This window comes from Streptomyces sp. NPDC096105 (assembly GCF_044763335.1).
Taxonomy (GTDB): domain Bacteria; phylum Actinomycetota; class Actinomycetes; order Streptomycetales; family Streptomycetaceae; genus Streptomyces.
The window spans coordinates 72071-84676 of record NZ_JBIWGC010000019.1 but is presented as its reverse complement, the minus strand read 5'-3'; the positions used below and the strand labels follow the sequence as shown (position 1 = coordinate 84676).

The window sequence follows — 12606 nt, the reverse complement described above, 5'->3', positions numbered from 1 at the left end:
TGTGGGAGCGCTCCCACAGGTGCAGGATGCCCACCATGACCGAGTCTCCCGCTGTCCGTCCGTACCGCCCCGAGGACCGTGAGGCCCTCGACGACATCTGTGTCCGCACCGCGCACAACGGCCGGGACAGCCGCCCCCACTACGCCGACCCCTCCGTCTTCACCGCCGCCTTCGCCGCCCCCTACGCCCACCTGGAGCCGGAGCTGGCCTTCGTGCTGGACGACGGACGGGGGCGCGCGGTCGGCTATGTCGTCGGCGCCGCCGACACCGCCCGGTTCGCCGAGCGGTTCCGCACCGAGTGGCTCCCCCTGGTGGCCGAGCGCCATCCCGCACCGTCCGGCCCGCCGGCCACCCCGGACGAGGAGATCGCCCGGCTGCTGCACCACCCCGAGCGCATGGTCGTGCCGGAGCTGGCCGCCTGGCCCGCCCATCTGCACATCGACCTGCTGCCGGAGTGGCAGGGCCGGGGCCACGGGCGGTGCCTGATGCGCACCCTGCTCACCGCTCTCGCGGAGCGCGGCGTCCCGGCCGTGCACCTCGTGATGACGGCCGCCAACAAGCCCGCCCGTGCCTTCTACGACCGGATGGGCTTCGAGGAGATCGACGCGCCGACGGACGACTCGGTCGTCTGCCTCGGCCGCTCCACGCGGGACCTCGACCGGCTCTGAGAGGCGCCCTCCCGCACGTCTGCGCGGGCCTTCGCCGTCGAAAGCGTCGAACACGCCACGAGGTGACGGAAGTGGCGAGAACGAAGGGTTGCCCCTTCCGCCGTCCGGGCGCAGATTGCCCTCTGGGAGCGCTCCCAGAGGGCGCGCGCGGCGGGTGCGCGCGCCCGCACTCCACGACCCCGTGACGGAAGGAAGAACCATGAATTGGCATGCGCAGGACATTTCTCCGCGTGGTCTGCCGAGGGGCCGGTCCCGGCTCGCCCTCGCCCTGAGCGCCGTCGTCGCCGCACTGCTGTGCCTGGTCCCCTGGAGCGGCACGGCCCACGCCCACGGCTCCGTGGTGGACCCCGCGTCCCGCAACTACGGCTGCTGGCAGCGGTGGGGCAGCGACTTCCAGAACCCGGCGATGGCCCAGCAGGACCCGATGTGCTGGCAGGCCTGGCAGGACAACCCCAACGCCATGTGGAACTGGAACGGCCTCTACCGCGACGGGTCGGGCGGCAACTTCCGGGCGGTCGTCCCCGACGGCCGGCTCTGCAGCGGCGGCCACACCGAGAACGGCCGCTACCGCTCCCTCGACACGCCGGGCGCCTGGAAGACCACCGACGTGGGCAGCAGCTTCACCGTCGATCTGTACGACCAGGCGAGCCACGGCGCGGACTACTTCCTCGTCTACGTCACCAAGCAGGGCTTCGACCCCACCACCCAGCGGCTGCGCTGGGACGACCTCCAACTGGTGACCCGGACCGGGTCCTACGCCCCGGGCAACCACTACGCGATCCCGGTGAGGACGTCCGGCCTGAGCGGCCACCACGTCGTCTACACGATCTGGCAGGCCTCGCACTCCGACCAGACGTACTTCCTGTGCAGCGACGTGAACATCACCTGAGCGGGCCCGAGCAGGGAGGACAGGGTGCGCTGACGCCCGCGGCCCCCGCCGGACGCGTCCCGTCCGGCGGGGGCCGTGCGTCCCGAGTGGCCCGCGCCCGCTGGGATTCCGGGAAGAAATCGTGAGCCGGCTGAACACGATGCGGTCCGCCCGCGTATGGAGCGTGGGAATCGAACGCCCGACCCCCGCGACAGAAGCGTAGGAGTACTGCCTTGGCACGCAACACACGCAGACGCCCCAAACAGCGCGCGACGCTCGCCGCTTTCGCCTTGATCCTGGGTGGCGGCGGCATGATGGCGGCCAATGTCTACGCTTCCGCGACGGACGGCGGGACGGCGGACGCGCAGGTGCTGTCGGGCGCCGCCACCATCGACTGTCCCGACGTGGCCACCGAGCTGACCGCGGTGCCCGACCGGGCCCGCGCGGAGGTGGACAGGGAACTCGCGGGGCTCGACGCCCAGATCGCCGAGGCCTACCAGCGGCTCGGCGAGTCGGCCGACGCGGTCCGCCAGGACCCCGGCTTCGCCGGGAACGCCATCGCAGGACCGCTGAAGGACAAGCGCGCCGCGGTGCTGGCCCGCATCGGGGCCGCCATCGAGAAGGCCGGCGGTGAGCGGCCGCAGAACCTCGACGACCTCGCCGCCTGCGCCGTGCGCGACTCCGGCAACGTCCCCGCCCCCGAGGAAGGCGGCGACGGCGGTGAGCAGCCCGGCGACGACCAGGACCAGCAGGACGGCGACGGCCGGCAGAACGGCGACGGCGACCAGCAGGGCGGCCGGGACGGTGGCGACCAGCAGGGCGGCGGCAACGGCGGTCAGGCCGGCAACGGACCGGTGCCCGGCGACTACGTCTCCATCGAGAGCGTCCAGCCCGATGTCAACACCCCGCAGCCGTCGGGGAACGCCTCCACCGGCACCTTCACCAGCGAGTGCGGCGTCAACGAGAACGGCCTGTTCAACTCGGACAACGTCATCGCCGCCCCCGGCGTGAGCAACGGCGCCCACCACTTCCACGACTACATCGGCAACCAGGCCACCGACGCCTTCGTCAGCGACGAGGAGCTGGCGCGGGCGGAGACCAGCTGCGAGGACCAGCGCGACAGGTCCTCCTACTACTGGCCGGTGCTGCGCCTGCAGAACGGCACCGAGGAGCGCGACGCCCGGTCCCCGGGCGGCGGCATCGAGGGCAACGTCGGTGAGATCGTCACCCCGAAGGACGTCACGCTGACCTTCGTCGGCAACCCGAAGGGCAAGGTCACGGCCATGCCCCGGCTGCTGCGCATCATCACCGGCGACGCCAAGTCCTTCGTCAACGGCCCGGCCAACGCCAACGCCTCCTGGAGCTGCACCGGTTTCGAGGACCGGCAGCTGAAGGACAAGTACCCGCTGTGCCCGGAGGGCAGTGACGTGGTCCGCACGTTCGCCTTCCAGAGCTGCTGGGACGGCCGCAACATCGACAGCGCCAACCACCGTACGCACATGGCGTTCACGGACGCCGAGGGCAACTGCCCGGCCGGCTTCCAGCCCGTTCCGCAGCTCGTCCAGCGCATCGTGTACGACGTCGACGCGCCGAGCCTGGAGGACGGCGGCAAGACCGTCCCGCTGTTCGCGGTGGACTCCTTCCCCGAGCAGCTGCACAAGCCGATCACCGACCACGGCGACTTCATCAACGTCTTCGAGGAGGACCTGATGAACGAGATGGTCGACTGCATCAACGAGGGCCGCACCTGCGGCGCCGGCGGTGACAACGGCGGCGGCGACAACGGTGGCGACGACGGCGACGGCAACGGTGGTGACGACGGCGACGGCAACGGTGGTGACGGCGACGGTGGCGACGACGGCGACGGCAACGGTGGTGACGGCGACGGGGGCGGTGGCGACGGCAACGAGGGCGGCGACGGCGACGGGGGCGGTGGCGACGGCAACGGTGGCGACAACGGCGGCGAGCAGCCCACCGCCACGCCCGACGACCCGGGCCAGGGCGACGACGGCGGCGACCAGGGCGGCGGGCAGGACGGCGGCGACCAGGGCGGCGGGCAGGACGGCGGCGACCAGGGCGGCAAGGACGACGGCCAGGAGCAGCCCGCGGCGACCGAGAAGCCCGCGGACGGCGAGGCCACGGCCGCGCCCGGACAGCCCGACGTGAAGGTCTCCGACCCGGCCGACGCCGGTGACCGGAACGACGTCACGGGCGGCGCGGACGCCGGTGACGGCGGCCAGGCAGCCCAGGCCGCCCAGGTGCCCGGCAGCCTCCCCGAGCTCGAGGGCGGCGCCCAGGCCCAGGGCGCCGGCGGCAGCCTCGCCGAGACCGGCGCCCAGCTGTGGCCGGCCGCCATCGGCGGAGTGCTGGTGATCTTCGGTTTCCTCGTCCTGCGCAGCGTGCGGCGCAACGCCTGACGTTCAGCACGCGGCGGGCGGTAGGATCCCTCGGGGTCCTGCCGCTCTCCGTTACCCCGCCCGACCGCCGGCGCCTCCGCCCGCCTCCCGGGCGTCAGGCCGTGCCCGCCCGGTCGTACGCCGTGAGCAGCAGCGCCACGTCGTCCGGCCGGTCCTCCGTGCGGCGGGCCGCGCCGATCAGCCGGTCGGCCAGCTCCTCCACGGAGCCGGTCCGGCTGCCGGCCAGGCACCGGCGGACCGTGTCGATGCCGGTCGCGATGTCGCTGCCGGGCACCTCGACCAGCCCGTCCGTGTAGAGCGCCAGCACGCTGCCGGGCTCCAGGGTGAGCGCGGTGACCGGGTAGGCGGCGTCCGGCTGCACCCCCAGCAGCACCCCGCCCTCCAGGTCCAGCGTCTCCGCGCTCCCGTCGGGGTGACGCAGCAACGGCGGGGGATGGCCCGCCCGCACGGCCCGGGCGTGCCCGGTCGTCGGGTCCAGTTCGACGTAGCAGCAGGTGGCGAAGAGGTCCGTCTCCAGTTCGGCGAGCAGCCGGTTGGTGTGCGTGATGACCTCCTGCGGCGGCCGCCCGCTCGAGGCGAAGGCGTGCACCGCGCTGCGCAGCTGCCCCATGACGGCCGCGGCGCCCACGCTGTGCCCCTCCACGTCCCCGATGACCAGCGCCACCCCGCGCCCCGTCGGGATGACGTCGTACCAGTCGCCGCCGATGTCCATGCCCTTGGTGCCGGGCAGATAGCGGCCGGTGGTGCGCAGCCGGCCGACGGCGGGCAGCCGGTGCGGCAGCAGGCCCTCCTGCAGCCCGCGCGCCACGGCCGACTCGGCGTCGTAGAGCCGGGCCCGCTCCATGGCCTGCGCGGTCAGACCGGCCAGCGCGGTCAGCGCGCTGCGCTCCTCCGCGGTGAAGCGGTGCGGGGTGTTCCAGCCGAGGATGCAGGAGCCGATCGGGTGACCGGAGGCGATCAGCGGCAGGAACGCCCAGGAGGTCATGGGGTCCAGTGCCAGATGCGGGTACGCGCCGACGAGTTCCTCCGGCGACTCGAAGAACAGCGGCAGGCGCGTGGTCAGCGTGTGCACCCCGGGCAGGTCGGCGTCCAGCGGCACCCCCTCGAACGGGTCGAGGAAGTGCTGCGGGTAGCCGTCCTCCCACAGCAGGTACATCCGTCCGTCGCGGACCGTGTACAGGGCGACCTCCTGCGCCCCGAAGGCCGGGAGCAGCTGTTCGGAGACGGCGCGGCACACGTCCCGGACGGTGACGGCCTCGGTGAGCACGCTGGCCATCTGCACCACGTGGTACAGCGCCCCCGCGCGGGCGGTGGCGACCAGCCCGGTCGGCGGGTCCGCCGGGGGCGCCGGGGACGGCGTCAGCGTCCCTCCGGGCTCGGCGCCCGCCGGGGCGGCCGTGCGGAAGACCCGTCCGGTCAGCCCGTGCACGCCCGGGTAGAGCACGAAGCCGAGCCAGACCCCGTCCGGGTCGCGCACCAGGTACGACACCGGCTGCTGCGTCAGCATCGCCGCCCGGTAGCGGTCCTCGTACGCCGGGTCGCGCAGCCAGGTGAGGACCCGCCACGGATAGTGGCCGAGCAGCCGCTCCAGATCGCAGCCGAGCAGGTCCTGGCAGCGGCGGTTGGCGTAGATGACCCTGCCGTCCTGGTCCAGGGAGAACAGCCCGTCGGGCAGCCGCTCGGCCGCCTCCGCGGCGGTGACCCCGCCCGCCACGTCGACCAGGGCCCCCACCAGCAGCCGGGCCGTGCCCTCCGCCCGCACCACGTGCCCCCACAGCTCCACCGGCCGGTAGTGGACCGCCTCGGCGCCGTCCCGCGTCTCCTCCAGCACCCGGAGGTGCCGGCCCCGGATCTGCCCGGTGTCCTCCGCCTCCCGCCGGGCCGCCCGCAGTTCGTACAGGTCGTCCGGTGACACCCGCTCCTCGACCGCGGCCAGGGTGCCGCCGAACCGGTCGCGGTCCACGCCCAGCAGCGCCAGCGCGTCGTCGTCCCCGGCCCAGGTGTCGCTGTCCAGGTTCCACTCGACCATGCCGACCGCCACCGCCTGGGCGGGCGGCGTCGGCAGCCGCACGCTGACCGGCTGGTCGTCGTACTCGATGCCGTACGCCGGCGCGTCCGCGTCCGTGCGGCCGGGCAGGCGGCGGGCGAACGCGGTGAGGCGCTCCTCCATGTCCCGTCCGGCCCGGCGCAACCCCTCGCGCACCTGCTCCTCCCGGGCCGGCTCACGGCCGGAGGAGTGCAGCACCGTGAGGACGCCCACCGTCTCGCCGCCGACCCGCACCGGGTGGTGGGCGTGCGCGAACGAGTACGGCAGCGCGGCCGTGAACTGCGGGAAGCGCAGCATCGTCGCCCGGTCGTCGGGCAGGTACTGGGTCTCGCCGCTGCGGAACGCCTCGCACATCGGCAACGCGCCGCTCACCGGGATCCGCCACCACGGCTTCAGCAGCCCGCGGGGTACGCCGGACACCACGCAGAGCACCAGCGACCTGCGGTCGGGCGACCGCAGGTACACCGCCCCGCCGTACCCCCCGGTGCCCCGCACGGCCGCCACCACGGCGTCCGCGAGCGCGTCCTCGACACGCGCCTCCGGGGAACCGGTCCGGCTCTTCCCCGCGCCGGGTAGGGGCGGGCCCGCCGGCCGCTTCCCGCGCGGTGCGGCGGCTGCACCACCCATGTAGCGCCCTCCCGGTGCACACGGAACGGGACGTTCGTCCGCTCCCCACCAGCATGTGTCATGCGCGCCGGTACGGCGACCGGCCGCACGGACCGCAACCATCGGGGCATCCCGGTCGTCCCACCGGATACCAGAACGTTGTCGTCCCAGGGGGCCGAAAATGCTTCAATCAAGAACAGTCTGCGCGACGGTCGTGCTGCTCGGCGCCACGCTGGTGACGGCGGCGGTCCCGGCCGTGGCCGCCCCGCCGGCGGCGCCGGCCACGGCGGCGGCCTGCTCCACCGGCTGGGGCAGCGGCGACAAGGCGGCCACCGCCGCCACGACCGCCTCCGTCCGGGACGTGCGCACCGGCCGGCACGACTGCTACGACCGCATGGTCGTCGACGTGCCCGGCGCCGCGCGCGGCGACCTCGGCCACGTCGTCCGCTACGTCGACCGGCTCCACCAGGACGGATCGGGACGGCACGTCCCCGTCTCCGGCGGCGCGATCCTCGAGGTGCGCGTCACCGCACCGGCGTACGACCCCGAGACCGGCGCGGCCACCTTGCCCGCGCGCGCCGGAGGCGTCCTGCCGGGCGTGGACCTGACCGGATACCGCACCTTCCGGGACGCGCGGTTCGCCGGCAGCTTCGAGGGCGACACCCAGATCGGCCTCGGGGTGCGCGGGCGGCTGCCGTTCCGTGTGCTGCAGTTCGACGGACGTCTCGTGATCGACGTCGCCCACACCTGGACCGGCGCCGCCCGCTGAGCGCGCGCCGTGTGACGAGCCGGGCGGTCAGGGCTCCGCGCCGCCCGACTCGCAGACCTGCCGCGCCACGTCCCGCAGCTTGGTGTTGGTGCGCTGCGACCGGGTGCGCAGCAGGTCGAACGCCTGGTCCTCCGCGAGGTGGTGCCGGCCCATCAGGATGCCCATCGCCTGGCCGATCAGATGCCGGGTGGCGATGGCCTCCCGCAGCTGCGCGCCGGTACGGGCGGTGGCGAAGGCGACCGCCGCGTGCGACGCCAGCAGCCAGCCCGCGGTCTCGCTGTCCTCGGTGAACATCCCCGGCTTGCGGGAGTACATGTTGAGGGCGCCCAGCTCCTCCTCCCGCGTGTACAGCAGGAACCCCATCATGCTGCCCACCCCCAGCTCCCGGCACCGGGGCACGAAGCGCGGCCAGTGCTCCGGGGGCTCCGTCAGGTCGGGGATGCGGAAGACCCGCTCCGGGCGGTCGGGCCGGGCCGCGTCGAAGCACGGTCCCTCGCACAGCTCCCCCTGCAGCCGGTCGCTGACGGACACGAACTCCTCCGTCGGCGCCAGCGAGCGCACCCGTCCCTCGCCCAGGACGAGGATGCCCGAGGCGTCGCAGCCGTCCACGAGCTCCACGGCCGAGCGCGAGATCTGCTCCAGCGTCGCGTCGAGCGTGTGCTCCGCGAGCAGATCCCGGGCCATCGACGCCATGCGCTGAGCGAAGACCCGCCAGTCCACCGTCCGCCTCCTCCGTCCGGCCGTGCCTCCCCGGCCATCGTGACTTCCCCCACGGGTCGCCTCTTTCCCTCCTCGCACCGAAACAGGCCGTCCGTCCCCGCATCCGGTGAGCGCGCCGATCGGGGGCAGACGGCCTACGTGATCTCCGGCGTGCCCCGGCCACCGGGGACGCCGGCGTCCGGCCCGTCAGAGAGAGGAGTCACCACGGTGACCATGCCCGAGCGTCGTACCCGTGTGTCACGCCCCGGCCGGCGCTTCGACCTGCGCTCCACCGCCATGTTCTTCGGACTGCTCGCCGCGGCGCTGGTCGTCGGGGGCCTGGCGGTGCGGGCACTGGCCGGGGTGGTGCAGCGCCGCCCGGTGTGGGCCGTCGTGCTGCTCTGCCTGGTCGTCGCCGTCGCGCTGGCCCGCGGCCGCCGCAGGCGGCGGCTGTCGGCGGCGCGGATCGCCCGGCACGCCGGGGAGGCGCTGGCCCGGGGCACCTCCACCGCCCTGGACGCCCTGGACGCCCCGGCGCCGGCCCCGCTCACCATCCCCGCCCAGGCCGGCCCGCCCGAGGAGGTCACCTCACCGCTGCCCGTGGCCCAGGGGATCGACCACGAGGCGCTCACGCCCGACGAGTTCGAGGCCGCCACCGCGGAGCTGTGCGCCCGGGACGGCTGCACGCGGGTGCGGGTGGTCGGCGGCGCGGGCGACCTGGGGGCCGACGTGACCGCGCTGACCCCCGACGGCCGCCGCCTCGTCGTCCAGTGCAAGCGCTACGGCGAGGACAACAAGGTCGGCTCGCAGGACCTCCAGCGCTTCGGCGGCACCTGCTTCACCGTCCACGAGGCCGACGTCGCCGTCGTCGTCACCACCGGCGAGTTCACCGTCCCGGCCCTGGAGTACGCCGAGCAGTGCGGCATCGTCTGCGTCGACGGCGACGGGCTGCTCGCCTGGAGCCAGGGACGCGCGGCCGCGCCGTGGGCGGCGGTGCCCCGCGAGGAGCCGGCGTAGCGGGCCGTTGTCAGTGCCGGATGCCACCCTGCCGGTATGGACGAGACGGAGTTCATGCGCGGCAGGGTGTACGGGGCGGACCACGACGACCCGGGCCCGCGCGAGGGACGGGTGTACGCGGAGCTGTCCGGAGGCCCGCTGGACGGCCTGCTGCTGGACGTCACCGGCCACGGCCCGGCGGAGCGGCGGCACGGCGTGGGCCTGCCCACCGAGATAGGCCGCTACGGCCCCGGCGGCCGCGCGGTGTACGCGCCCCGCGCGGCCGGCGACCGGGTGTACGAGTGGCGGGGCGACGTGCCCTGACCGGGCCCGCCCCGCACGCGGGTACGGAGCGGCGACCGGGGCAGACGTAACCGTAGGACACCGGCCGGCCTCGCCGGCGGGAGGAGGCCCGACGGGCATGAAACGGATCGCCGAACCCGCCTCGGCACTGCGCGGCCGCATCGGCCACGCCATCTTCTCGCGGGTGGCCGGACCGGACGGGCCCGACAACCGCGCCCGCATCCACGGCACCCCGGGCCCGCGCTGGTTCGGCCCCGAGCGGCCGGTCCGCCGGGTGCACGGCGACGCCTCGATGTTCATCGGCGGCCTGTCCGCCCTGCTGCTCCAGTCGCTCCACCCGCTCGCCATGGCCGCCGTCGCCGCCCACTCCGGTTTCCGCGGCGACCCCTGGGGGCGGCTCCAGCGGACCAGCACCTTCCTCGCCGTCACCACGTACGGCACCGCCGACAGCGCCCAGCAGGCCGTCGACCGGGTGCGCGCCGTCCACGGGACGGTCCACGGCACCGCGCCCGACGGCCGGGAGTACCGGGCGTCCGACCCGCACCTGCTGTGCTGGGTGCACGTCGCCGAGGTCGACATGTTCCTGCGCGCCCACCAGCGCTACGGCGCCCGCCCGCTGGACGCCGCGGGCTGCGACGCGTACGTCGCCGACATGGCGCGCATCGCCACCGCCCTCGGCGTCCCCGACCCGCCCGTGGACCGCGCCCAGCTCGCCGAGCGGCTCGCCGCCTACCGCGACGAGCTGCACGCCACTCCGGACGCCCTGGCCACCGCGCGGTTCCTGCTGCTCGACCCGCCCGTCCCGCTGCTCGCCCGGCTGCCGTACGGCGTCCTCGCCGCGAACGCCGTGTCCCTGCTGCCGCCCTGGGCGTCCCGCGCGCTGCGGGTGCCCCGCGTGCCCGCCGAGGGCCTGTGCGTCCGCCCGCTCGGCACCGCCGTCACCGCCGGCATCCGCTGGGCGCTGGCCCCCACCCGCCCCGCGGCCTGACCCGTCCGGCGGTCCTCCTGGTTGACGCCGGTCAGGCGGGGCACTCAAAGCTGACCGGCGGCGCTCAGGGACACAGGAGGCAACAGTGGCGCTTCGTCATCGCTTGATCCGCACGGACCCGCGGTCCGTGTGGGCCGTGCTGGAGGACGGCACCCGCTACGCGGACTGGGTGGTGGGCGCGTCCTCGTCGAAGCCGGTGCGCGGCCACTGGCCGCAGCTCGGCTCCGCGATCGGCTACGAGGTGCGCATCGGCCCGCTGAAGCTGCACAACGAGACCGTCGTCCGGCGCTGCATCCCCGGCGAGGTGCTGGAACTGGAGGCCAAGGCCGGGCCGCTGGGCACCGCGCGCATCGCCATCGAGGTGCAGCCCTGGGGCGACCAGTGCCTCGTCAAGGTGGACGAGCACCCCCTGCGCGGTGCGGGCGGCTTCGTGCACAACGTGGCCGTCGAGGCCCTCATCCAGCTCCGCCACCGGGCCATGCTCGCCCGGCTGGCGCACCTCGTCGAGACGGAGGCCGCCGAGGCGGAGGAACGCCGGCCGCTCGGCCAGGTCGTGCAGCCGGAGCCCGGGACGGGAGGCGCCCGTGGCTGACGCCGTCGTCATCGGCGCCGGGCCCAACGGCCTGGTCGCGGCGAACCTGCTCGCCGACGCCGGCTGGAGCGTGAAGGTCCTGGAGGAACAGCCCGAGCCCGGCGGCGCCGTGCGCCACGACCACGGCGTCCACCCCGACTTCGCCAGCGACCTGTTCAGTTCCTTCTACCCGCTCGCCGCCGCCTCCCCGGTGGTGGCCGGACTGGGCCTGGAGCACCACGGGCTGCGCTGGAGCCACGCCCCGCACGTCGTCGCCCACCCGCTGAGCGACGGCCGCTGCGCGGTCCTGGACCGCAGCGTCAGCGTCACCGCCGCTTCCCTGGACTCCTTCGCGCCCGGCGACGGCGACGCCTGGCGACGGCTGCACGCCATGTGGGAGCGCCTGCGCCCCGACCTGCTGGACGCCCTGTTCACGCCGTTCCCGCCGGTCCGCTCCGGCCTCCGGCTCGCCGTGCGGCTGCGCGGCACCGGAGGGCTGCGCATGGCGCGCACCCTGGTGCTGCCGGTGCGCCGCATGGCGGAGGAGGAGTTCCGCGGCGAGGGCGGAGGACTGCTGCTGGCGGGCAACGCCCTCCACGCCGACCTCGCGCCCGAGGCCGCCGGCAGCGGCGGCTTCGGCTGGCTGATGTCCATGCTCGGACAGACGTACGGCTTCCCCGTGCCGGCCGGCGGCGCGGGCGCCCTCACCGACGCCCTCGTACGGCGCCTCGAGGCGCGCGGGGGAGTGGTGCAGTGCGGGCGGCACGTGCGGCGGGTCGTCGTGCGCGACGGGCGCGCGGTCGCGGTGCGCCTCGCCGACGGGGAGACCGTCCCCGCCCGGCGCGCCGTCCTCGCCGACGTGTCCGTGCCCTCCCTCTACGGCGAACTCGTCGCCCCCGAGGACCTGCCGCAGCAGCTGCTGTCCGACCTGGAGCGCTTCCAGTGGGACTTCGCCACCTTCAAGGTCGACTGGGCGCTGGACGGGCCCGTCCCGTGGCGGTGCGAGGGCGCCGCCGGAGCCGGGACCGTCCACCTCGCCGACGGGCTCGACGAACTCACCCGCTTCGCCGCCCAGCTCGCCACCGGCCGGATCCCCGACCGTCCGTTCTCCCTGTTCGGCCAGATGACCACCTCCGACCCGTCCCGCTCCCCGGAGGGCACCGAGTCGGCCTGGGCCTACACCCACGTCCCGCACCGCGTCGTGGGGGACGCGGGCGACGACGGCCTCACCGGCTCCTGGGACAAGGACGAGCAGGAACGCATGGCCGACCGCGTCGAACGCCACGTGGAGCGGTTCGCGCCCGGCTTCCGCGACCGCATCCGGGCCCGGCGGGTCCTCGCCCCGCCCACGCTCCAGTCCCTCGACCGGAACCTGCACGGCGGCGCCATCAACGGCGGCACCACCGCCATGCACCAGCAGCTGTTCTTCCGCCCGGCCCCCGGCACCGGACGGCCCGAGACCCCCGTCAAGGGCCTGTACCTGGCGTCCGCCGGCGCCCACCCGGGCGGCGGCGTGCACGGCGCGCCCGGCGCGAACGCCGCGCGGGCGGCCCTGCGCCGGTCCTTCGCGCCCGGCCTGACCGGCGCCCAGCGGCTGCTGGCCCACCGCGACCGCACCGGACGCCGGCAGCCCGACCGGGGCGGACGGCCCGCATGACCCCCGCCGGCCGCCGG

The 12606-nt window shown here is 75.0% G+C and carries 11 protein-coding genes; 9 read left to right on the top strand and 2 right to left on the bottom strand.

Translation table 11 applies throughout. The annotated features are described in order from the left end of the window. Nucleotides 1-35: 35 nt before the first annotated feature. The 3 genes from ACIQ8B_RS25670 (at nucleotide 36) to ACIQ8B_RS25660 (ending at nucleotide 3953) form a co-directional block, all read left to right on the top strand. Entirely contained in the window at nucleotides 36-668 is a 633-nt protein-coding gene (locus tag ACIQ8B_RS25670; RefSeq protein WP_403549959.1) for a GNAT family N-acetyltransferase, read from the top strand. A 199-nt stretch (nucleotides 669-867) separates the two neighbouring features. Then, the gene (locus tag ACIQ8B_RS25665; RefSeq protein ID WP_403549957.1) at nucleotides 868-1557 is read left to right on the top strand and encodes a lytic polysaccharide monooxygenase; all 690 of its coding nucleotides are present in this window, start codon (nucleotides 868-870) and stop codon (nucleotides 1555-1557) included. 293 nt (nucleotides 1558-1850) lie between these two features. Further along, the gene (locus ACIQ8B_RS25660) at nucleotides 1851-3953 is read left to right on the top strand and encodes a DUF1996 domain-containing protein (RefSeq protein ID WP_403550026.1); all 2103 of its coding nucleotides are present in this window, start codon (nucleotides 1851-1853) and stop codon (nucleotides 3951-3953) included. 94 nt (nucleotides 3954-4047) lie between these two features. Here ACIQ8B_RS25660 and ACIQ8B_RS25655 read toward each other — a convergent pair whose 3' ends face one another. After that, nucleotides 4048-6627, bottom strand: a complete 2580-nt coding sequence (locus tag ACIQ8B_RS25655) for a SpoIIE family protein phosphatase (protein ID WP_403549955.1) — start codon at nucleotides 6625-6627, stop codon at nucleotides 4048-4050. Between the two features lie 160 nt (nucleotides 6628-6787). Between ACIQ8B_RS25655 and ACIQ8B_RS25650 the strand changes: the two genes are divergently transcribed. Then, nucleotides 6788-7375, top strand: coding sequence for a hypothetical protein (locus ACIQ8B_RS25650; protein ID WP_403549953.1), 588 nt, complete (start codon nucleotides 6788-6790; stop codon nucleotides 7373-7375). Nucleotides 7376-7402: 27 nt separating this feature from the next. On the opposite strand, the gene ACIQ8B_RS25645 is transcribed toward ACIQ8B_RS25650, so the two are convergent. Then, entirely contained in the window at nucleotides 7403-8095 is a 693-nt protein-coding gene (locus ACIQ8B_RS25645) for a GAF and ANTAR domain-containing protein (protein ID WP_403549951.1), read from the bottom strand. 207 nt (nucleotides 8096-8302) lie between these two features. Here ACIQ8B_RS25645 and ACIQ8B_RS25640 point away from each other — a divergent pair, with 207 nt between their 5' ends. From ACIQ8B_RS25640 to ACIQ8B_RS25620, 5 genes are all read left to right on the top strand, one after another. Then, complete coding sequence (locus ACIQ8B_RS25640; protein WP_106415684.1) at nucleotides 8303-9091, top strand: restriction endonuclease; 789 nt, start codon at nucleotides 8303-8305, stop codon at nucleotides 9089-9091. Nucleotides 9092-9127: 36 nt separating this feature from the next. Continuing rightward, a complete protein-coding gene (locus ACIQ8B_RS25635) occupies nucleotides 9128-9394 on the top strand; it encodes a hypothetical protein (protein ID WP_106415685.1) in 267 nt (88 codons plus the stop codon). 97 nt (nucleotides 9395-9491) lie between these two features. After that, nucleotides 9492-10361: an oxygenase MpaB family protein gene (locus tag ACIQ8B_RS25630; RefSeq protein WP_106415686.1), complete on the top strand. Its 870-nt coding sequence runs from the start codon at nucleotides 9492-9494 to the stop codon at nucleotides 10359-10361. 85 nt (nucleotides 10362-10446) lie between these two features. Next, complete coding sequence (locus ACIQ8B_RS25625; RefSeq protein ID WP_290008652.1) at nucleotides 10447-10953, top strand: SRPBCC family protein; 507 nt, start codon at nucleotides 10447-10449, stop codon at nucleotides 10951-10953. Further along, nucleotides 10946-12589 carry a phytoene desaturase family protein gene (locus ACIQ8B_RS25620; protein WP_403549948.1) on the top strand — a complete coding sequence of 548 codons (1644 nt, stop codon included), beginning with the start codon at nucleotides 10946-10948 and terminating at the stop codon, nucleotides 12587-12589. Before ACIQ8B_RS25625 ends, ACIQ8B_RS25620 begins: the two co-directional genes overlap by 8 nt. Nucleotides 12590-12606 lie beyond the last annotated feature (17 nt).

Bases quoted from the DNA above. Each gene is read 5' to 3' on its own strand.
- ACIQ8B_RS25655 (WP_403549955.1), bottom strand. From the start codon at position 6,627: ATGGGTGGTGCAGCCGCCGCACCGCGCGGGAAGCGGCCGGCGGGCCCG.
- ACIQ8B_RS25665 (WP_403549957.1), top strand. From the start codon at position 868: ATGAATTGGCATGCGCAGGACATTTCTCCGCGTGGTCTGCCGAGGGGC.
- ACIQ8B_RS25670 (WP_403549959.1), top strand. From the start codon at position 36: ATGACCGAGTCTCCCGCTGTCCGTCCGTACCGCCCCGAGGACCGTGAG.
- ACIQ8B_RS25650 (WP_403549953.1), top strand. From the start codon at position 6,788: ATGCTTCAATCAAGAACAGTCTGCGCGACGGTCGTGCTGCTCGGCGCC.
- ACIQ8B_RS25635 (WP_106415685.1), top strand. From the start codon at position 9,128: ATGGACGAGACGGAGTTCATGCGCGGCAGGGTGTACGGGGCGGACCAC.
- ACIQ8B_RS25660 (WP_403550026.1), top strand. From the start codon at position 1,851: ATGGCGGCCAATGTCTACGCTTCCGCGACGGACGGCGGGACGGCGGAC.
- ACIQ8B_RS25630 (WP_106415686.1), top strand. From the start codon at position 9,492: ATGAAACGGATCGCCGAACCCGCCTCGGCACTGCGCGGCCGCATCGGC.